Genomic DNA, 21,328 nt, shown 5'->3' with positions numbered 1-21,328 from the left:
CTAAGGTGTCACGAATGAGCGTGTTAAGGTGTTTGCTGTCGGTCTGGTTAGTTGCTAAAACTTGCGTTTGGCTACGCTCCTCGTTGCTCAGTGCTGCGTACTTCAAAGCAATATCTTGTTGCCTTGGGGCTTTTTCCGCTTCGTGAATGAGGACAGCGGTATTGCTCGGTTTAGCGTTTTTCCATTCAGTGCTATACACATTGCCCTTTTGCAGCGTATCCACGGCATGACCTGCCTTAAAGCCTTTACTGGCCGCTGTGTGATTAAGAAAAATCAGTTTACTGCCGTCAGCTTTGGCTTTTTGCATCAGGGCACGGGTATCGTCTACGCCTAGCTTATTGGCATGTTCAACCACTAATACCGTGTCTTTGTTGTTCTTGGCGGGTGGGGTATTAAGCAAGCCTTGTACGGTCGTGACATGCTCTTGTTTGACCGCATTTTTTACCCATTCCATGACAGAGAACGATTGACGCTTAACCGTCCTGGTTAATTGCTGTTTGTCTTTCACCGACTGCGCGACAAATACCATGTTGCGGCCTGATTGAGTGCCAACGTGTAGCAAGGCTTCACTAAGCTGTTTACTGGCTCCTGTTAGGTTAACCACGTTAACGGCTTTCTTGCTGGCAAATAAATCACTCACGACTTCACGGCTTTGCTCATTCAACTTTAAATCGCTCATACTTTTATCATTAGCCTTTACGCTAATGTTTTTCATGCGGCCTTGGGTGTCATTAATGAGATTTTGCTCATTCTCGATTAATGTCTTGCTTGTGAGGTGCGTCTTTTGGTCGTTAAGCGGAATAAGGTCTTGTTGCTCGATTTTGTCATCAAGCAAGGTTTTTAAGTCGATGATGCTGTGATGTTTGCCATAAGAAAATTCACCTGCCGCAAGGGTTAAGACCTTTTCATAACCTAATGCGTTTTGGGTATTGCTCAGGTGAGCAATGCTCTTGTCTAATGCCGCTTTAGCGGTTTCGGGTATGGGCTGCACAATGGGGGCGGGCTTGTCGTATGACTTTGTAACGAAATCAAGACCGTTAAAACCAAGGTCGCTGTTTTTCTTTGTCCATTCCTGTTGTAGTGATTGTTCTGGGGTGTAAGCTTTGGGTTTACGGGTTAACTGCGCGGCATAGTCCCGTGATTTACTAGAATCAATGCCTAGCGCTTTTGTATGGTCTAGGAGTTGATGCCTACGGGTTGAGTTTGCATCTATGACCTCTTGCGGAATACCGTCTACGTCTATCTGGCCGTTACCCATGGATTTAATGGAATAGCCCATCTTTTCTAGCTTAGCGCCAAAGTCACTATGTAAAATCATGCCATAGTATTTTTGGTTAGCCAGGATGCGCTCATAGGTTCCGTTAAGCTCATTACCTTGCTGGTAAAAGCTAGAGGCAAGGTTTTTGAGGTTATCGTTTTTGTCATACGTCATGTTGGCCATGAGCGAATGTATGTGTAGTTGCGGTTCTTCTGCGCGGCTGGTTTTATGCTGCACCATACCAAACAGTAAATTACCGTTATTTTCATAACTGGCTTGGTGAGTGGTTTTATCGGTAGTGCGATATTGGGCGGTATCTTTTTCTATCTCGGATAATGCGACTTTTACCGACTCCGTAAAGGCTTCGGTAATGCGGGTATCACCGTAGACGAGCGCTAGAATACTTGCGCCCTTGGGGGCTGAAAAGGTTAAGTCATACCCTTTACGGCGTTGTTCACTATGAGCGCCTTGGGTTTTGATGTTATCGAGTTCACCATTAAGCACCGCTTGCAGTTTTTCTTCGGTAATGGCCTTGCCCAATATGCCCTCTTTCTCGGCAATGCCCCCGAACCACTGCGTGTTACCGTCAGTCACTAGGGTTTCTGCAAGGTAATATTTGGCATTGGTATCTATGGCGTGTTCAGACGTTAATAGTCCTTGCTCAGACGTTGATAACTCTTGTTCTATTGGGAGGATTTCAGCATCAGGTAGGTGTAAGTGTTTTTCTTCGGCCAAGTAATATTGGCTCGCGTCAGATGCACTGGCGCGAATAGGTGACAGTGATAGCATGATAGCGACTCTGTATAGATTTAGTATTGAGAATGTGAGGGTGTTGAACAATCCGTAGGGGGGGATTGTTCAACTAGAAAAGCGTTGGTGAAGCCGTGGGTGACACGTTAAATCATGGGGTAGGAATGGATTAACGCAACTCACTCATTTGGTTAATTTCAGCTTGCGAAAAGCCTAATGTCTTGAGGTCATTAATGTATTCAATCTCACGCATTCGTAATCGAATGAGCTTGCCGTTCTTAGTCCCTTTACGGGGTGACGTGTGTGGGTAAAAACGCAAAATTTCGTTAAATTCAACCATGACGTACTCCGATATCAATTAACTTAACACTGTATTTTTACTCGGCGTAACCTTTACCGTTACGCCTTGTTTGATTTTTCCTAGAGGGTTCCTCCTAGAAGTCTGGGTATGAAAGTATTTCAATCTTTTCGCTAATTATTATTCTGTTTGCTCTCATTGATAGTGCTTATCAAGCGTTAATCCGAGCTACTTTTTGAGCATAAGCAGCAATGGTTATTAGAGGTGCCGTAGACAAGAAAATAAACTTGGTTATATCAAAGAAATCACTCAAATTATCTATTGGTGAAATTAGCCACAAACCTCCAAAACACAGTAGAGAATATAACAAAGACGCAGCGGCCACCTGTGTCAAAATTCTTGACTGATTACGGCAAAAAACGAAAGTACTGAGGATGATCGCTAGAGGTACCAGCGGCAGGAACTCTTGAAATGAGTTTGCAAAAAAGATAACCGAAGTAATAAAAGATAAAATTCCAGACAGCACTACTTTCTTCCAGCTAAATGCGAAGCCGACAAATTGACAAAATATATCTGTTACATTGTTGCTTGTATTGTGAAGTGCTTCATTTGCAACTCTTTCTTCCGCTGAGCAAAATAACCAGGGTGACCATACACTCGACTTTTCAACACTTATTAAAACATAATTATAAAATTTCTTTTGCTTGTTAAAGTTGATGCTCTTGCTATTCAATCGCGCTTTTTTTCTATATTTAACGTTATCAGATGTATCCAAAACCATGACGGTAAAACTGACACCACCTAATTCACTTTTTGCCTTCAACGCTTCTTGCAGGGCAATGGCATAGGGTTCCAGCTCGCTTCGCTCAATCCCTATCCCCCCATTTTTGGCAACTAGAACTATATTTGCCATCACCTTATTCCCTATGGGGGTAAATTTAACTAGCACCCTTGAGGCAAGCGTTCCGAGCCCTCTTAAAGCGGGCAAACAAATAACACTAGGTGCCCAAACGACATCACCGTCATCATCATTGACAACCTCATAAGTAAATTTTTCACCTACCGCAACATACTGCTTGAAATGTTCAATTTCTGCGTCTCTAGCGCCCCGCACCGTAGAATAATAATCTTCTTCAGTAACGCTAGTTGATAGTTTTATTTCCCAAAATTCAGCCTCAGGCCAATCGAGATCATCAACATCAAGAAGTAGCTTATATCCTTGCTCAATCAATAGTCTATAGTCTAGATTGCGTTTAAATTGATTAATACTTTCCATAATATGTCATTACCTTTTATTACTGACTTTGCCATCATACAGTCTGCTTGCTTTCATGGGGTCTGTCTCACAATCTTATTAATCTTTAATGTTGGACACTAGGCCGTTTTGATCGAACTCTACCGCGAACCTATTCCACCGATTAGACCAATACATCCACGAGTCACTTTTTAATGACGGTGTTTTGTGTTCAGGTGGATAACCAATTGCCAATATCACCCCGTCTTTACTCATGCCGACTAATGCCTCGCCGCGATTGATCCCCTCTTTATCAATGGCACTTAATGGCTTTACATTTTCGTAGTCACAAGTCGTACCAAAATACTTGTTTAAGTAGGCGGGAAAATCAGGTGACGAACCGTGTTTGATTAGCGTGTATACCCGATTATCTGCGAGATCTTTAAAGGTAAGGACTTTACCGTTGAAATCTTGAATGGAAACAGGGGAGCATAAAGGAATAAGCCCCTCTTGCTGGTAGTTAACTGAGTACATGCGGTTATTTCCCGTATCAGGGTGCAAGTTAACTAACGTATAAACAGGTTTATTGGTTTGTTGTAAATTAATCCCTGTTGAAGATTCAACAAGAGGTGGGCTTGAACAGGCTGATAGTAAGCCAAGCAGCGCAATACAAATTGCGGTAGTTTTTATTTTTTTCATCAGTTTAATTAACTCTATTGTGGCCGCTAAATTGATTCATTTTTACACCTTAATTTTCAGGTTGTATAGATAATAATGAAGCGGTGATGTCTATTACATAGAGGGCATATTATCGTCACTAATTTGCTGATCATGCATATCATGCAGTGAGCTTTCAGCGTCAGGCGTAGCGAGTTGTGCCCGCAGTTCTTGTGCTTCGATTTGTTTTTGCTTCTCTACATCGTATTCGTCTTGTTGATTGGTTTTCTCAACACTGGATTGCATACGCTTTTCTTCCGCTTGCTGAGACTTTTCATCACCCTCAAATTGCGACTTATGGATAGCCAGTAATCGATTGCGATCTTCGGTCGGGAGTGAAGACAATGCACCTAACTGATAATGAGCGAGTAGGGCATCGACTTTCTTCATAGCTTCGCTGCTTTCGTAATCTCTAAAGACAAAACCCTTAGCGACTTGTGGCAGTTGGTCAAATTTAAGATCGAGTCGGGTTACTGGATAGTTACCTGCAACACGTAACCAGCAAGAAAGATCATCAAGCAACATGATCTCTGATGCGCTTACCGTTGGCCTTGTGATAGTTTGATGCCCTAACGAAATACCATCACGCACCGAATTAGCACCGTAGCTGTATTGCTCCTTTGAGACTTCTAGCTCTTGTTCGCCTAAGTCTTCACTGGATTTCTTCGCCATAGGAGCAGACGGGTTACGGTAGTAAAAGCGCGAGTTCAGCAAGTCATACATTTCATCGGCGGCGTGTTGGCCGTATGTTTTAACCAACTGTGCGTAGGACTGGATCCCCAACAAGAAACAGCCGCCATGCTTTCGTACTTCGGCTAATACGTTAGGCAGTTCAGGGAGCTTATGAATACTTGGCGCTTCATCCATGATCACCCAAATACGGCGATTAGGATTTTCAGATAAACCGAGAATAGATGTTGACGCGATAGACAGCCACATAGAGATCAACGGCCTTAAAGAGGCGTGTTGCTCTGCATTTGAGGTTAAGAATAAAAAGCCTTTCTCGTCATCATCCAGTACCCAATCACGAATGGAGAACCGCTTGCGTGGATTGCCCTCTGAGTCGGGTTTATCTAAGCCCTCTAAGAATCGTAATGACTTAATGTAAGCGGCCAATACTGATTTGATTGAGATTGCGGTTTTTTGGATTTTGTCTGATACCAAACTGGCGGATTCTGTACCGTCTAAGTATTCGGTTAAGGTTTCAAGTTGCGAGGTTAAGATCAGCTCTAGCAAGCGCTCAGTGGTACAAGGTTTGCCGTCACTTTGCATCTTGTAAGCGGTAGAAGCAAAAATAGTACGGGCTGATTGTACCCAAAATGGATCACCATCGCCGTGTTCAGGAATAAGTGCCATTGCGTGATTTTCAAAATCCGTGGCTCTGTTAGCATCGCACCATAAATCCCAGTATGCTGACCGTTCATCAAAAGGGTTTAAAATCGTGTCCTGGCTTTCATCATAAAAGCGCGATACGAAAGTACAGCCTTTATCGTAAACAATCGCTTTGTCACCCCTAGCTCTTATCCATTGCAGTAACTTACGAATAGCAACGGATTTACCCGCGCCCGTTGTTCCACTGAATAACAAATGTCGTACTTCAAAATCTTGTGTCAGTAATTGCAGACCATCAATTTTAAAGTCACTGGCGTTTTTGTCTCTGATTAACTCTTTGGATAGGAGGCTTGGCTCTACAACTCTAACCCCACGTACTAAGCAATCTTCTGTTTGTTCAGCCCCCTTTTTATTAAAGAACTTCATAATGATCGTGGTGATAATCGTGACCACAATAAAGCCAAACAAGAAGCCTATTTGTAAGATCCACATGAACTTATCGTTAGCATCATTGAGTAGCTTACTTTCTTTTAAGATGCCTATGGTTTCGGTAAAAGGTTCACCTTGCCAGGTTAATGTCACTTCCCTTGTGTCGGGATGAATTTTACTGATTGACCATACTTTCCAGTGGTATTGCGTGGCCTTTAAGGTTTCGGCGTCTATGAAGCTGTAAATCGCTAATCCCGCGATGATCGCGATAGCGAGAAAATACCAATGGAAAATCGCACCAATGACCTGAAAGTACATGCGGATATTGTGAAAGATGATCTGGCCGCCACGAGTAAAATTACTGGTACGGGCTTTAGGCCGCTTATTTAAACGATCTTGCATGGTTAGTTCCTCTAATCTTAAAAGGCGTACTTAATGTTGTACTTGTTAGTGTAGTGGCGTAATATGTACTTATAAAAGTACGTGTTGAGGTGTTTATGAGTATTTATAGCTTTACGGAAGCGAGACAAAACTTAAAATCGGTATGTGAACGCGCGATCAACGATTGCGATCATGTGGTGATCCATCGTAGAGATGCAGAAAACGTTGTTATGTTGTCTGAGGCTGAATTTAATAGCTGGAAAGAAACCTTGTATTTGTTGACTAACCCCATCAACGCAAAGCGATTATTTGAGTCTATTGAACAAGTGAACAAAGGGCAGTTGCAAGAGCGTGAGTTATTGGACTGATGAATATACTTTTTTCAGATCACGCTTGGGCTGATTACCTTTATTGGCAACAGCAAGACAAAAAGACTTTGAAGCGGATTAATAAGTTAATCCAGGACTGCACAAGAACTCCATTTGAGGGCATTGGTAAACCAGAGCGATTAAAGGAAAATCTATCGGGTTATTGGTCTAGGCGGATCACCGATGAACACCGTCTAGTGTACAAAGCGACTCAGGATACATTAACCATCGTTGCATTGCGTTTTCACTATATCTAGATTGTGGTTAATGGTTATACAGCGTAAAATAACGTCATGTTATGAAAGAGAAAACACCATGAATACGTCAATGAGTTTGACTTCAAAAATCGACCTGTTACGGTCAAAGGGATTATCTGATCAAGAGATTGACCAGTTACTATCTACAGCACCTAGTGCCGCGCCTGTGGTTGCGCCTCAATCACAATCAGAGTCATTACCAGAATCACTCAAAACCTTTGCGCCATTGTTTGCGGATAAGCCCGCTGAGCAATGGAATGAGCAGGTTGAAGATGTATTGAGTAAGGATAAAAAATTCGGACAGTTATTTGCAGCCTCAATTTTAATCTTTGTATCGACTTGGATTGCCACAATGTTTTTTGGTTTATTCTATAAGTACGGACTGGCAATTATGTTTTGTAGCATCTTTACTCTTTTCACATACTTTTTCGCTGAGTATGTTATTAATGGTTGGTACTACAATAAATTACGATTTTTCTTTAAAAAGACAGACTCTAGCGTAACTCAACAATCCTATAAAATGCCTCCATCATCACGATTAACTCCGTGGATCATCTGGATAGCTGGATTGTTCAGTTTACTGTTTATGATTGCTGGCATTAACGATAACCAAGGGCTTAAAGATCCCTCATGGTTGCCTACATTGTTAGGGGTTGTCTTTATTATCTCTGCTGCCAGTGGCTTTTTATATTACGTCAATAAACCCGTTGATGAATAATCGGTTGATACCATTAAAGGGCTGCATCATGCAGCCCTTTTTTATTGCGCTAAATTAAGGTAATTCACCTTTTTTCACTTGCTTCGTTATTTCATCTATTTTCTCCTTTGGAGTCATAGAATGTGGCGCGTATTCTTCACTGCCCGTTAACGCTTTTTGTTGATAAGTGTCCTTTACCATATCGGCTACCTCCTCATTTGCGCGGCGAGTAGGTTCTTGTGCAGCCGTACTGCGCATATCTACGCGAGTCGCGCCTTGATTTAACATGGAATCGTCACGCTGATTTGTATAGTTATTTTCATCATAATAACTCCCTTTCAATGCTTGATTACCCTGTGCGGCTTGCTGATGTTGAGTGTTTAGCTGTTCGCCTCCTTGGTTTAAGTGCTGATTACCTGCATCACTTAATTGCAAATCCCTGTTTGACGGGGTAACACTTTCCCCTGTAATAGGGGATTGATAATCTGCGAACTTCTGCGCGGTAAATTCTGTAAACATTTGCTCCCTTGCTTCTCTTGCCATCTGCGTTGTGCCTGTCATGATCATATCCACGCTTCCAGGTTCCTTGCGCTCCACAAACTTCTGAAACTCAGGGATAAGATTGTGGCCAAGTGATAATGTGCCGCTTTCCGAATCTATCAGCGCTTGTGAATATGCTTTTTCGCGTGAGCTACTATCCTCAACGGCGGCGGTTAAGTCTTTAGTTTCACGTAGGCTATTAGACACGCTACTTAACGCTTGTTGGTTAGCGCTGTTTAGCTCACTAGTGTTGGTATTAGCGCTGTACTGCTCTAAATCTCCCATAAGCTTATTAAACTGTAGTTGTTTCGAGTCAGCGTTACGTTCAGTTTCGCTTCTTGTATCATCGGTAGAGGATCCATCAGTCCACGTTTGTTTTATGCCTCCACCTACTTTCAATGTTGCGTCTGCCTTTGCTTTAGCAACACCTATGTTCTTTTCACCTGTTGAAAGGGTCCCAGAAACATGAAAATCTCCCCCAATGTATCCATCAAGCATAGATTTATACGTATCAGTCTTGCTTTGCCCTGTCTGCCTCGCTTGTTCTTCGATAAGTGAATCCATTTGCGAGAATGTATTACTCACGCTGGCGTTAACACTGTCTTGCGTACCTGAGCCGTAACTGGTGTTCTTACCCGCCGTTTCTGACGCAGACACTAACGTATCAGCGGTGTTATTTACGCTCCTTGATAACGCTCTACGTTCACTTTCAACTTCCCGTTGGGTTTCGCCAAGGTTGCGTTGTAACGATCGCGATTGCGCTTCACTGTTGTTCATATCAAAGTGAGTTTTGGATATTGCGCCTTGGTTGTTATACGTATTGCCGTTAGGGAAATAGGTCGTTGTACTACCATCTGGCCGCTGTAATGTTGCTCCGTACTGGCTTGCACTCCACGTTTCATCAAGCTTGTTGCTCATGCTGTTGTTCATTTGGGAGGTGTGAGCTTGCATGTTCGCAAAATTCACATCACCCGTAGACGCATTGGCCGCCGATGATGCTTGTGCATTCACGCCCGCCATAAAGCGGTTTGCCATACTGCCCGCTAGCGCATTACCACCTTTGAGTACTGCGCCCGCTAAAAACGGCACCATTGCCATTAACCAACCCGCAATCGCTGTAAACTTCACATGCATGGCTTGCACTGCATTTTCATTAGCGAGTGTGATTTGTGGCGTTGCTTGGCTCATATCTGCCCCCGCATGTTGGAGTGAGTAAGTCATTATCATGTTGATAAAGGCAAACAGCACAGGCCAAGTGGATAGGTAGAAGAAACTCGTGACATAGCCTTTCAAGACAGGAAAGGTCATGCCAGGAATAAACGCCGCCAAGAACACAAAAATGGACGTACACATAATCAAAATGATTAAGGTGCTGTGAATGAGTGGCAACCAATCCGCCGCAGTGAGTCCCACTGAATACATGGAAGACGTAGAGCGGGTTTCTGCTAGCGATTTAGAGTAGTTCATTGCCGCAGCCGTAGCGTTATTGCTGGCTGCACCGTCCATGAGTCCTGCTCTTACAGCATTAACGGCCATGTTTTGCTTGAGTACTTCTGCGCCTCCTGTATGAATGTTATGAAAGGTTGCCGCGCTATTACCGATAGCGTTTTGCAGTGCGGTTGCCTCTTTCACCACACCGTTTACGCCTTGGGTGCTGATAAGGGCTAATGCACCTTGGGTTTCATCCTCAAACTTCTTAGCAAGTTTGGGGAGGGCGTCCTTACAGGTGATTAAGTCGTTTTCCATCGCAATGCGTCTGAGTGGTGACGGCTTGTTACTGGCGAGGAACGTCAGTATGTCACCGCTGTTGGCAAGTTGCTCCCATGTGTATTTTTTATTCACGATGATATCTGGCCGAATACAATTACTGATGTAATGACTCCACTCGCTTTTTAACTCAGGGTCTTGAATACCTACAGAGGTTGAAAGCTTCCAGATGGTTGAACCAAACAACATGCCTGATTTTGAGTAACCGTAGTCATTCGGGAGCCTGAAAATATCATCCACAATTTCCGCCATACCATGCATAAAGGTTGTGCCGTAACTGGCAGGTAGTGCTACCCCTATCGGTACGTTTGCCACATAGTAGTTGCCTAACGGCTTGCTGTTATCAAAGATATGCACCCCGACCTTTGGTGTGAGCAGAAGCGTAGGAATAAGTAAGTAGGTGGCTAACCAGCCTAAGATATTGTTGTGGTCGCGTGTCATAAAGAAACGGGCGGCGGTCATCATTAGGCCAATCATGCCGACAATTTTCACCAGGTTAACGTTATCGTTACTGTTGAAGTAAGTCGCAATGGCTTGCAGCGCCATTTTTGCGGTATCCCCACCTGATACTAGGTAGATTTCCATTGTACTCATTAACGGTTGTCTCCACGGTTAAATAGCAGGTTTGAACGGCCTGTTGCCGAAAAGCGTCCCTCGATGCGCTGCTCCATATTGCGCATGGATTGCACTAAGGCTTCTTCGGCTTCCAATGTTTGCAAGGCTCCCATGCGTAACCCGTTTAATTGTTCGCTAGCGCGCTCAATCACGAGATAGAGCGTGTCTATATCGGTTTTGTCATGGCCTGTACTGGTGATTGACGCTTGTACAATGGTTAGGGCGTTTTGCAAGTAATCGGTGATTAAGTCCGTTGCGATAAGGTTTGCGTAAGCGGTGATATTGGGTTCTTGCACCGCTTCAAGTGAGGTAGACATCATGCGCAGTACTGGCAGTGATACCGCCTCTAAAAAGGCTTGCTGGTTTGCGTCAAGCGTTTGGTCGGCTTTGAATCGAGCAACAATACCTCTTAATATGGTTTCAACCTTGGCACGTAATGCGCTGGTAGCTGAAAAGGTTAGGTCTTGTTTGGTCGGAGCGAGACATTTATCTTTGCCTCTATCATCACATCGATAGGCTTTAATCTTGCCGCCCGCAAGCATGACATTGATAATGTTATTGTCGGTGGTGATTAATGACGGGAAGCGTTTTGCGTCCCCGTTGTTGTCATAAATCAATGTGCCAGACAATGACATAAAGAACTCGGCCAGTTGTGGGTCGCTGGCTAAGAAGTTATTGCGCATGATGGAATACCAGATGATATTGCGGTTTTCTTTCACCAAGTCCTTGAGGTCGGCATTGCCTTTGGCGTTGTCGAGTTGTTTATCGACTTCTCCTTCGTCTCCGCACTCATTTTTTGCTGCTGCCCAATCCGCAAACTGATTGTTTTGGGTTCCCATCGTGGCGCAGATATATTGTTTGTTGCCGACATCGGCAAAGCCCGCGAGTGCCGATACACCAACTTGCGCGGCTTCACAGGAGTTAACCGATAGGGCGTTAATCTCTTGCGCAATGGCCTCTAGTCTGTCTTTGATGTTTTTTACTTGAGGTGCCCACGTTTGCAGGGCTAAATCCACCGCAAAGGGGATAGCTCCCGCAATGATGTTTTTACCCATCGCGACAAGTTGGTCGCTGTTAATGTGACTGAATCCCCCCGCGAACATATCGATGCCGCCACAACCTGCACTGATACTCGGTAGTGAGATATTCATAATCTGCGTATCTCTTACGGGTGTTCTGATATACGCACTGCCGCCTGTGTAATAACTAGCGGATTGTGATTTATAGGCGTGAGCATTGGAAATGTTCGCGTTGTAGTTCAGACCATTAAAAAAATTGTTGAGGTCTTGGTTAACGTCAGCGTGCGCTGTAGCGCAAAGGGTAGATAGGCATACGGCTAGGAGTGTTTTTTTCATGGCTGCTCACCGTTAAGTATTGCTTGTAAGTGGGGATAGGTCATTGCCCCTTGGTAGGTGGTGTACAGCACATCAAGCGGTACATTGCCTAAGCTCAGTGGTACATGCTTGCGGTTATTGACGTTAACCAGGAACAAGGCTGGGTAGATAATGTCTTGTTGGTTTGGGAAAAAGTCTTGCAAGATGTCAGGTGTGGCCACAATGGGTTTAGTGTACTGCGCGAGTCCTTGGCCTGTTGTTGAGAACGGGTACACCATTAAACCTGTGCTTTGGCTAAACTGCTGCAATGTGGGGCTAAAGGCTTTGCAGTATTGGCACGTAGGGCTGAATAGATAGGCAAGGGCGTATTCTGCTTGTTTGGGATAATCAGCACTGCGCGCTGTCTCATGCTGTTGCAGCGCCTTTGTTTCTACGATGGCATTAAATTGCTGTTTTGCGGTGGTTGCATGAGCGTGACCCATGAGTAAAAGCCCCAAAATGAGGGGCAGTAATATTGTTTTCATGTGGAGCCTTACTTATTTGTGAGGGCTAAAAGTCGGGGGCGTAGTCAGTGGCTACATTTAAGAAACGGCCGAGTAATTCATCTTGGGATATGAACCCGTAGGCAAGCGGCTTAATCTCATTGGTTTTTGGATTGACCAGGATTAATGCGGGGACACTTAGTACGTTGAGTTTGCCGTCATTGTTACGGGTGCTGTTGAGCGTGGTTAACAGCTCCCCGTCCATACTTAACCCTAGCAAGCCAATACCGTATTGGTCGGCAAAGGCTTGTACCGAGGGGGCTAATTGCGCGTCTAATGGTGACTTGCCGTTATACATAAAGAATAAACCGTAGCCTTGCTCTGCCATTGTCACGACCGCTTGCTCTTTGGCTTTAACGGTCATGGCGTTATGGGTTTTTCTGGCTAAGGATTCAGTTGGGTATTTGGTGCGGTATGACAGCTCAGGGTCAACCAATAGCGCTTTTTTCCACGCCATACCAAAGTCTGTAGTTTTTCCATCAATGAAACGGCTAATCTTCATAAAGGTAATCACGTTATCAACACTTGGGTTTATCATGGCTTCGTTTTGCGCCTCAGCCATGTATCGGTGAAACCATTCCATTTGCTCCGTGGCCGTCATGTTGCGCGTTGTCGGTTCGGGTGTTTGCGTCATGGTCATGGTGGGCTGTGGCGGTGGTGTGGGTTGCGCTTGGGGTTGTTGTGGCGTGCGTGGTTCGTTGTACCAGCGCCACCCTTGGGCAGTCTCTGCGCTCACGGTTTGGGTGAGCAGCAGTAGCGGTAATATGAAATACTTGAGCATGGGTTTACCTGCTTATTGGTCTTGGTATTTATCCTTGATACGGTCGGTAATTTCGTCCATATCAGGCAGTGCTAAGCCAGCGTCTAAATCTTCGTAGAAGTCGCTAAAATCCACTTGGCTAAAATCAATGAATTGCAGTTGCTCAGGGGTAATGCCTGTGCAGTTCGGGTGCTTGGCACTACCGAATCCCACATCTAATTGAACACGCCCTTGCTCTTGAATGATGCGCGCCATTTTGCTGTCAAACTGGCAGTAGCCTTTCTTTTTACGAATGCAGACGCCTAATACCTTTTCAGCGCAGTACTCCCCTAAGTCAATGGTTAAGCCTTTCTCTTTGGCTTCCATTAACCCTTTTTCTTCGCTGCTACAGTCGGTTAACCCAATGTCGTTACCCCAGCCATCATCACTACAGCAATCAGACAGTCCCACGGGCTTTTTACTGCACGATGCGGGTTTGCCTGTGAAAATCTGTAACGTGTCGGCATCAAAGCTTTCTGCTGCCTCTGCCGCACCGGCTAATCCCGATACCGCAGTTGAGAAGTTAGGGTTTTCTTCCCCCTCGCCCACGTAACAATCTCCATCAAGGCAAAATGACTTTTCACCGCACACCAATGTGTTGTCATAACACTCTTGCACATCACATTGCAGGTTGACGTTTTCAATCACGCAAACGCCCTCAACTTCCACTTTGCAAGTTTGATTGAGTTCTTTGCATTCAAAACTAAAATCAGGCGGGTTTAACATGGGGAGGCAAGTATCATCAGCAATACAGACAGCGGGGCGCTCTCGCCGCCAACAATCTTCATGTACGAGCATTCCGTTAATTTCTCTTATCCCTCCCTCCTCTGTACACGTCCAAGCACCTAGTGCCATGTCATTACAATCACGCGGCTTGGGAGGGCATCGCATTTCCCACCCCATATCTTGTTGGTAGCGCGTCCAGTCCAGTGTTATTGCTTGACGTGGTGCGTTGATAGTCAAGCTGTCTGCGCGTTCTTCGCGGTACGTGATTAATAATTCGGGCGCTGTCCATGTTTCCCCTATGGCAATTTGCATGGCGGGGAAAGTGAACTCACAGACGTAGAAATTGTTGTTCCCACGACACCGTTTCATGTTCGTGGGTGATAGCGGGGTGGTTTTATTCGCAACCGTGAGGCTGAACTTGCCGTTACGCCAGCCCTCAGCTTTGATTTCGGGTAAGTGGATAATGCGAAGCACATCGTTTATACCGCCTGCACTGTTCGCTCGCATACTGATGTTTAATGTAGTGCGAGGTTGAACGGAATATGAGGGGGTCGTGGTTTGCTCACGAACATATAATTGACCAGGGACAGGAATGTGATAGCAGGTTGCGGGCTCGCCCGTTGGGCGTGAACATTGTCTAGGCTGCTCTACCATGTCGCACACTTTGCCTTTCTCGCAGTCGTGGTACTTTGTCGATATGCCGTGGCTGATTTCATATGATTCATCCATGTAACCTTGTGCGCGGCGATATGCGGGGTCGTTTAAATCAAGTACGTGTGCGGGGCGATTGTTGAAGCTATCTTGTAAATTGGCGGCGTTGTCGTCAGTGTGTAGTTCGAGCTGGCCGTCTAATATCATATCCTTGTCATTGCCGAAGTACTTGGATTGTTCAGGGTTGGCAATGGCTCTTTTACATGCCTCATCTTTGCAGTAATCATTAACATCAAAGTTTGTGACGTTGGGGTTAGCCAAGCTTTGAGTCACCATGCTCTTTGCTTCATCTACCGTGTTGTAGTAATGCGTTCCTTGGTTAGCAAGGGCGGTAATTGGAAATAGCAGTAATGCGCTAGCGAGTAGCGACTTGTTTAGCAATGGCATGGTGAGTACCCTCTCGTTGTAAAATATCTAAGGCGTCATAGACGGAAATATTGCCGTAAAGCACATCAAAATCATCAGGGTGACAAGGTGGTTTGCCTCTGCATTTATCCTCATTGATAACCACAAAGGCAGGTACACGGGTGATATCAAACTGCTTGAACCAAACGGGGTTAATCTCAACACCGCCCATAATAGGCTCGCCGTCTTTGGGGGTGATTAAGGTTTGTACTTTGGTTGCCGTTTGCGCGAAGTCGTTTTGCCACAACCCCCTAATCACCACGGGGATATTGAAATCAGCAGCTTGCGTGAGTAACTGCCGCAATGAATTATCAGGCATTCCCAAGGACGCAAATATCATCACGCCCGATGCGTCAGCTTTGGGATTCTTGGCTTGCCTCTCGATGCCCTCCATCGCTTTTCGTTGCAGGTTTTGCGATAAGGTTTGCCACTGTTTGGATTGTTCGTGCAGTTGCTCAGTGGATAGCGCAGGTTTGGCTACGTTGTTTTGAAGCTGCTGTAATTGCTTGAGTTCGTCCGTAGACCAGCCGCTAGCGCTAAGCGAAAAAGGCAAAGCCGTAAGCAGCGCCATACAGTACAGAGTATGTCGTTTCATAAATTTCTCGGTTTGAATTGAAAGGGTAACGCTAGGGTGGAAAGGTTTTTTGTTAGTATTACTGTGTTATTTGATTGCCCTCGTTGCTTTTATGTATTTCAGTATTTCCTTTTGGTATGGCGTCAGTATTGAAAATGAAAACCATGCTGAAATAAAATTAATAAACACGTTGATATTTTTGATGTCATTATCACCCGCATTATTTATTGTTTGCTTCTGGTATGAACTCGGGAGCTTTTTAAACTTCTTATTGGTTATCCCCTTGTTGTTATTAGCGAAATGGATATATCGCGTAGTTTAACAATTATAGCGGGGTGGTTTTCGGCAAAAAAGAGTACTTGAGTGTAGCAATACAATAGAGATATTGAATATATTGATGCTAACCATTGAAGCGAGATTTCCTCGGTCAATAAATGGGTAAATCCCATGCCGTAGATGAACAATAATAAAAAACAACAAGACAAAAGCACTGAACAGATAAGTATTGTCAACCACATGAACCAGAAATATGTTTGTTGCCATGGTTTGCAGTACCAATCAAAAAGTATGTTAATCGGTGCTGCAATAAACAAAATACCTAGAGTGGTTGTTGCCAGTAGTCCTATGTTTAGAATTAGCACTCCATTTACATAAAAACAAAAAGCGATAATTAACAGGTGAAATAAAATCCCTACTTTGGGAATTAAATTATTTTGCATGTGTATTTCCTGAATATGAACCAAGTAGGAAAAGTTTGTATTACAGCAGACGGAAAAGATAGAGAATGAATCACACATACTTTGTAAGTTGATGCACTGCTCGGTATTGCTGGGTGGCTGGACGTAAAACGACCTTTACTTAGCTATTTGGTGACAGGCTTAATCGTTGACGTTGCCGTCTTGAGCTGTAACGGACTGAGATTACTTGCCTGTACAGCGTTTTCGCTCTGAACGTGGATTAACTTTGTGCGGCATAACGTGGCTAGGTTGGTGAACGTCACAACCAGCAATAGCGTGATTTGGAATGCGGTCTCAATCCATGCCGTGACGGCCGTATCAGCTATCATATAAACGCCGTAAGTATCGGTAAGTAGCGCTACTTGCTCAGGGTTAAAATAGAGTGGCGAGAGCAGCATTAAGACAAACAGCTTAAAGAACAGATTGAAGTGCATAATAGCGCCCTCAACGGTCAGTGTGATGATTGCTAGAAGAAACTCTTTGATATTGGCTAGCATGGCTTAATCCTTTTTAACGGCATAACGTGACAACTTGTTACATATGCCAACATCGACAATAAAAAGTTTGGTATTTGGGGGGGGGGAGTGACGTTGCCATTTCCTGTGTAAAAAAGGACATGCCTATACGCGCATATCCCTTAAGGGCTATGTTGTAGTTTTCATCTCGACAATTAGTGTCAGACATAGGGAACGTGTGGTTTGTCATGGCTTAATCCTTTTTTAATTAGCTTCTGGGACTGTGATGGGTTTGATGAAGCGCTGTTTAAACCACACCATCAGCAATAATTGACACATAGCGGCAATTTCAAAATAAAAGTACGATGACTCACCAAGCGTTAAACAGAAAACTACCCCTGCTATAGAAGTATTGAGTGTTGCTAAGGCGTAGGCAGCGAGTAAGTGATTAGTCTTTACATGGCTATATAGCGTTAGCTTGTTTTCTGGGGTTGGTGTTTGTGAATACCCAATCATTTCGCGGTTGAAACGCTCCTCTGTAGCTAAGATTTGAGCAGGGGATAGTTGGGTTAATTTCTCTTTTGTAGATAAAAGGAGTTGGATACATGCCCCTATAACAACTAAAAGGCTAATTACTGCAACGATTTCTGTTAACGTTTTATTGGTACTGTAAGCCTCGCTGGTTATTATCGGGTTTAATAAGGTATGAAATAAACCAAGCACTAAAATGCTAATGCATGAATACATTAATCCATTAGTGATGTTGTCGCTTTGCAATAAGAGTAATTTTTGTTTCGGCCTCAATAAAAGAGGAGTAATCATTAATGCTAAACCTAGCGTTGAAAGGTTTACAGTTAATGAAGTCGCTCCAAAATTCATGTTGAAAAATAACGCAGCAATTAAATCAATTAGTGCTACCAATATTAGCGTGGTAAAGACAAGGTGATTTTTAAGGATGTTCATAGGTAAGCCTTGGTTTGTTAAATGGTTAGTTTTAACTCTTTTGTCGATTTGGTCGAGTAATGTAGCGTTAGGGCGGCAGTTATTAACGAGGACAACCAACCAATGATTAATAACGTTTCAGTTATATAGTCGTATTGAGTGAGAACTGCGGCCAGCGTTAATGTGTCACTAAACAGCAAGTTGTAAACCGTCATAATGATAATGACGGTTGCGCCAATTAATGAGTAAATAAATCCCGCCGATTTTAATGCTTCAATCATCAAGGCACGATTTTGTAGCTGCTTTGTTTTCACGTTAGAAATAAGCGGAATAAAGAACAATCCATAGATAGATATGATTAATAGCGTTAATTCAGCATTTAGAGCGAAAGCTAATAATGGTGTAAAGGCAAATATGGCGAGCAAGCCCCATTGGGGCTTGCTTCGGAAGGGAATCTTTTGCATGTGTATTCCTGAGTTTTAAATAAGTCGGTAGAATTAAATAAAGCAAGGTTGTTAGAGCAACCTTGCTTTCAATCGCAGAAATGTATCTGCATTATTTTAATAATAGGATTTTAAGTTATGACTGTTATGTAATTTGCTTTATGTGTTCTCCTTGCGTTGTTAATTAATTTACTGTTATGTAGTGTGTTCTTGATTTATAAGGGCGTGAATATCGCAGTGACTATCCCTATTACATTGACGTCCTTTACTCGTTGTTTGGGATAAACAGCGTTATCACCAAATACGACATATTCATTTTCTGTATGCTGCCATTGCAAGCGTCTAGCTATATTGCCTTGAGGTGCAGCAATGACATACAGACCATCGTTAAAAATACTGCCTTTTGGTAGGGATAGTTTTTCATATTCGATTTGTGTGCCCTTTTGGATTTTTGGACTCATAACATCATCTTTAATAATTAGGCGGCATGACTTTTCATTTGTCGGTTCTACTTCATCACCGAATAGTAACCAACGAACTGAGAATCCCGTAGTATCAGCAATGGCAGCTAAGCGAATAATATCGGGATAAGTGCGTTGTACTGCGTATGCTCTAATCGAGTCGATACTGATGTTGGCTTCTTTTGATATCGCGCTATACGTTTTGGTTTTTAAAGCTATTTTTAACCTGTGGAATAAGTTAGTTAGCTGTTGGTTTTTTAAGTGTAACTCACCATTATTTGGCGTTTTAGGCATAATATTTTTCTTAGGTTAAAGAGTTAAGCATGGTATGTGCATCGAAGCGCTAAATTGGAAGCAACAGTTGGTTAACGTAAGCAATGATCTTGGGGTTGGAATTAATCTCATGTAGATAGCGTGTGTTATCGCAAGATAATTTGTATTGTTGATCATTAAGTTTGTAGATCCGCCTAACCGTTAATTCATTTCCTTGTTCAACGACATATAACCCATCATTGATAAAGCGAGTTAAATATGTGACAGCTAATTGTGAGTGTATTGGGATCGTTGGACACATGGTGTCATCTGGCATCACGCATAATCTCGGCATAACGGAACATTCTTGCTCTAGAGCTAGTCGCTCTATAGCGAGTTGCACCGTTAGCGGGAAGCTGGAAACGTGGTATTCAAATGTCACGCCTTGCACATTTGAGCGTTGGCGCTTTTTCCAGTTAGCGATAGAAGCGTGTTTATAAATACCGCTTAATGAAGTGGGAAGTCCTCCTACTCCTAGAAGCTCAGTGGCTGAAAACCATGTGTTAATCGTCATTTTTGGTGATTGCTTTTGATTTGTGTCAACGTATTCGGTTGTTTGAGTGGTCATAATGAACCCTCTGTACGAAAATTAAACATGAATGTGTGAGGTGGTAAACATGGCAGCAATAATCGATGCAATTAATACGGCGCAGGTTTGGCCGCTTCTGCTTCTTTTAGTTGGATGTGTGGTGCTAAAACAACGCGGTTGGCTATAAATAGAGCTTGGTGATGTCAAGCCTTATTGTATTGGCGCGAGTGCAGCTATGACTTTCGCCAATATGAATAAGTCTTTTACATAGTCCGTTGGGTAATGTGGGTTGTCACATAACACTGCATATACTTGTTGGCTTTCAAGCCACTGAACACGCCGAAGTTCAGGAACTTTATTTATACTGAGTAAATAAAGCCCGCCGCCATCAAACATAGGTGGATAAGTAATTGCTACTTGCATCCCTTTTTGTACAGTTGGAGCCATTGCATCGTCTTTTATCGTCCAAATCATCGGTAATGTTGTTATAGCACCTCGCTTTATATCGCGGTTGCGTAAAATGAGTTGTGCAGATTCAGGTAAGCTCGAAATGTGATACTCAAACGCAGCGCCTCTTTTTCCTGAATGTTGCCGCGAGATCCAATGCTCATTTTTTGCTTTAGTGCTGAAACTACTGCGGTGCTGAGGAAGACCGCCTACGCCGCATAATTCATCGGCAGTAAACCATTCTTTGATTAATTCAGTCATTTAAACATTGCTCATTACAGGGAGGACGATAGTTATCCTCCCTTGGTAAAAAGGTGTTATAAGAAAACACAGTTACGTTTACGCCACTTCACAAACCCGAAATTATCCCCCGTTACAGGGTTATCATGGCCTGATTCCCAAATGGCGGTAGCTGTGCCATAGGGGTAACAGTTATTGGCGTCAGCTTCGACATTGGAGAGCTGATAACGGTATCGAGACTTGGGTAATATGGGCATCGGGTGTTGATAGCAAATTGCGCCGTCAGTCCCTAAGCTTTCCCACACAATCCCTTGGCGATGCAGCTTGTAGTTAAGCCGTTCGCCGATAAGCGTTGCGGCCTGAATAGGTGTGTCACGATAGGAGGTGTTGCCTGTCAGCGGGTAGGCGCTACCTTGAGAACCCATACACCAAAAAAGCGCGTCTAGTGGAAGTGCGCGGCCTGTCGTGGTGATCACCGATTCCCCAACACAAGCAAGTTGTGCGATTGGATTACCAAACAGCGCGGCTTCGGGGTTTAAGATAAAACTCAATTCGTCATCGTCCCAAAAGGGATCAAACTCAGTTAAGTAAGCCACATCAAAGTTATCAAGCGCCATGCAAGCAACTGATTGTAAAATTTGCAGCCAGTAAATCATGGGGTACTTGTACCAATGCGCATGATAGAACGCGCCGTTACTGTTTTCCCCTATGCGGCTAGTGCTTTGTCCTGCAACGTTCATCGGATTGGTTGAGCCTAGCTCTATTCCCATGTTCACCATGCAGTAGGGGACACGGGTTACATCTACCATTGCGTAGGGTTCCCAATAACCAATATTGACGCCAACTTGCATGAAGATTGGGGGCGGTTTGGGACAAAAAGAGATTGGCATGGTTGGGTTGGTGGTATCGGGGTATTTCGAGCTGATTATCGGGACTTTGCCTATCGTTAAGGGGAATAAGCAATCCCAGCAAAGGCCGCTAATGGGATTGACAAACTCCCCTGTACAAGCGGCGGTATCTGCCAGTGT

At 43.9% G+C, this 21,328-nt stretch carries 21 protein-coding genes; 3 read left to right on the top strand and 18 right to left on the bottom strand.

All coding sequences use genetic code 11. The features are described 5' to 3' along the window. From mobF to traD, 5 genes are all read right to left on the bottom strand, one after another. A partial coding sequence (gene mobF / locus L2748_RS20655; protein ID WP_248957733.1) for a MobF family relaxase occupies nt 1-2,047 on the bottom strand: 2,047 nt, incomplete at its 3' end. 130 nt (nt 2,048-2,177) lie between these two features. Then, nucleotides 2,178-2,348, bottom strand: a complete 171-nt coding sequence (locus tag L2748_RS20650; RefSeq protein WP_220783392.1) for a hypothetical protein — start codon at nt 2,346-2,348, stop codon at nt 2,178-2,180. Between the two features lie 169 nt (nt 2,349-2,517). Next, complete coding sequence (locus L2748_RS20645; protein ID WP_220783393.1) at nt 2,518-3,582, bottom strand: hypothetical protein; 1,065 nt, start codon at nt 3,580-3,582, stop codon at nt 2,518-2,520. Between the two features lie 78 nt (nt 3,583-3,660). Then, nucleotides 3,661-4,239, bottom strand: coding sequence for an outer membrane protein assembly factor BamE (locus L2748_RS20640; RefSeq protein ID WP_220783394.1), 579 nt, complete (start codon nt 4,237-4,239; stop codon nt 3,661-3,663). Between the two features lie 93 nt (nt 4,240-4,332). Then, nucleotides 4,333-6,420, bottom strand: a complete 2,088-nt coding sequence (gene traD / locus L2748_RS20635) for a type IV conjugative transfer system coupling protein TraD (RefSeq protein ID WP_248957732.1) — start codon at nt 6,418-6,420, stop codon at nt 4,333-4,335. A gap of 95 nt (nt 6,421-6,515) precedes the next feature. On the opposite strand from traD, the gene L2748_RS20630 reads away from it, so the two are divergent. From L2748_RS20630 to L2748_RS20620, 3 genes are read left to right on the top strand one after another with little or no spacing between them, the layout of a single operon-like run. Then, a complete protein-coding gene (locus tag L2748_RS20630) occupies nt 6,516-6,767 on the top strand; it encodes a type II toxin-antitoxin system Phd/YefM family antitoxin (RefSeq protein ID WP_220782943.1) in 252 nt (83 codons plus the stop codon). Then, nucleotides 6,767-7,024: a Txe/YoeB family addiction module toxin gene (locus tag L2748_RS20625; RefSeq protein WP_220782942.1), complete on the top strand. Its 258-nt coding sequence runs from the start codon at nt 6,767-6,769 to the stop codon at nt 7,022-7,024. The genes L2748_RS20630 and L2748_RS20625 overlap by 1 nt, the downstream gene beginning before the upstream one ends. A gap of 58 nt (nt 7,025-7,082) precedes the next feature. Further along, the gene (locus L2748_RS20620) at nt 7,083-7,742 is read left to right on the top strand and encodes a peroxisomal membrane protein PEX14 (RefSeq protein ID WP_220782941.1); all 660 of its coding nucleotides are present in this window, start codon (nt 7,083-7,085) and stop codon (nt 7,740-7,742) included. 54 nt (nt 7,743-7,796) lie between these two features. Here L2748_RS20620 and traG read toward each other — a convergent pair whose 3' ends face one another. The 13 genes from traG to traU all read right to left on the bottom strand — a co-directional run bounded on the left by traG (nt 7,797) and on the right by traU (nt 21,325). Continuing rightward, nucleotides 7,797-10,622 (bottom strand): conjugal transfer mating-pair stabilization protein TraG, encoded by a 2,826-nt coding sequence (gene traG / locus L2748_RS20615; protein ID WP_220782940.1) that lies wholly within the window; start codon nt 10,620-10,622, stop codon nt 7,797-7,799. Further along, nucleotides 10,622-11,998 carry a conjugal transfer protein TraH gene (locus tag L2748_RS20610; RefSeq protein WP_220782939.1) on the bottom strand — a complete coding sequence of 459 codons (1,377 nt, stop codon included), beginning with the start codon at nt 11,996-11,998 and terminating at the stop codon, nt 10,622-10,624. Before L2748_RS20610 ends, traG begins: the two co-directional genes overlap by 1 nt. Continuing rightward, nucleotides 11,995-12,501: a conjugal transfer protein TraF gene (traF, locus tag L2748_RS20605; RefSeq protein ID WP_220782938.1), complete on the bottom strand. Its 507-nt coding sequence runs from the start codon at nt 12,499-12,501 to the stop codon at nt 11,995-11,997. Before traF (L2748_RS20605) ends, L2748_RS20610 begins: the two co-directional genes overlap by 4 nt. A 25-nt stretch (nt 12,502-12,526) precedes the next feature. Next, nucleotides 12,527-13,300 (bottom strand): type-F conjugative transfer system pilin assembly protein TraF, encoded by a 774-nt coding sequence (gene traF / locus L2748_RS20600; RefSeq protein WP_220782937.1) that lies wholly within the window; start codon nt 13,298-13,300, stop codon nt 12,527-12,529. Between the two features lie 12 nt (nt 13,301-13,312). After that, nucleotides 13,313-15,142, bottom strand: coding sequence for a type-F conjugative transfer system mating-pair stabilization protein TraN (gene traN / locus L2748_RS20595; protein ID WP_220782936.1), 1,830 nt, complete (start codon nt 15,140-15,142; stop codon nt 13,313-13,315). Then, nucleotides 15,111-15,755: a type-F conjugative transfer system pilin assembly protein TrbC gene (gene trbC, locus L2748_RS20590; protein WP_220782935.1), complete on the bottom strand. Its 645-nt coding sequence runs from the start codon at nt 15,753-15,755 to the stop codon at nt 15,111-15,113. The genes traN and trbC overlap by 32 nt, the downstream gene beginning before the upstream one ends. 841 nt (nt 15,756-16,596) lie before the next feature. Beyond that, nucleotides 16,597-16,968, bottom strand: coding sequence for a hypothetical protein (locus L2748_RS20585; RefSeq protein WP_220782934.1), 372 nt, complete (start codon nt 16,966-16,968; stop codon nt 16,597-16,599). Nucleotides 16,969-17,190: 222 nt separating this feature from the next. Beyond that, on the bottom strand, nt 17,191-17,889 hold the full coding sequence (locus L2748_RS20580) for a hypothetical protein (RefSeq protein WP_220782933.1): 699 nt from the start codon (nt 17,887-17,889) through the stop codon (nt 17,191-17,193). A 17-nt stretch (nt 17,890-17,906) separates the two neighbouring features. Then, nucleotides 17,907-18,332: a hypothetical protein gene (locus L2748_RS20575; RefSeq protein ID WP_220782932.1), complete on the bottom strand. Its 426-nt coding sequence runs from the start codon at nt 18,330-18,332 to the stop codon at nt 17,907-17,909. A gap of 194 nt (nt 18,333-18,526) precedes the next feature. Then, nucleotides 18,527-19,066: a S24/S26 family peptidase gene (locus tag L2748_RS20570; RefSeq protein WP_220782931.1), complete on the bottom strand. Its 540-nt coding sequence runs from the start codon at nt 19,064-19,066 to the stop codon at nt 18,527-18,529. 49 nt (nt 19,067-19,115) lie between these two features. After that, complete coding sequence (locus L2748_RS20565; RefSeq protein ID WP_220782930.1) at nt 19,116-19,652, bottom strand: DNA-binding protein; 537 nt, start codon at nt 19,650-19,652, stop codon at nt 19,116-19,118. 171 nt (nt 19,653-19,823) lie between these two features. After that, nucleotides 19,824-20,321, bottom strand: coding sequence for a DNA-binding protein (locus L2748_RS20560; protein WP_220782929.1), 498 nt, complete (start codon nt 20,319-20,321; stop codon nt 19,824-19,826). Nucleotides 20,322-20,377: 56 nt separating this feature from the next. Then, nucleotides 20,378-21,325: a conjugal transfer pilus assembly protein TraU gene (traU, locus tag L2748_RS20555; protein WP_220782944.1), complete on the bottom strand. Its 948-nt coding sequence runs from the start codon at nt 21,323-21,325 to the stop codon at nt 20,378-20,380. Nucleotides 21,326-21,328: the final 3 nt, after the last annotated feature.

The organism is Shewanella sairae (assembly GCF_023283535.1).
Lineage (GTDB): Bacteria > Pseudomonadota > Gammaproteobacteria > Enterobacterales > Shewanellaceae > Shewanella > Shewanella sairae.
This window is presented reverse-complemented; position numbering and strand designations above follow the sequence as displayed.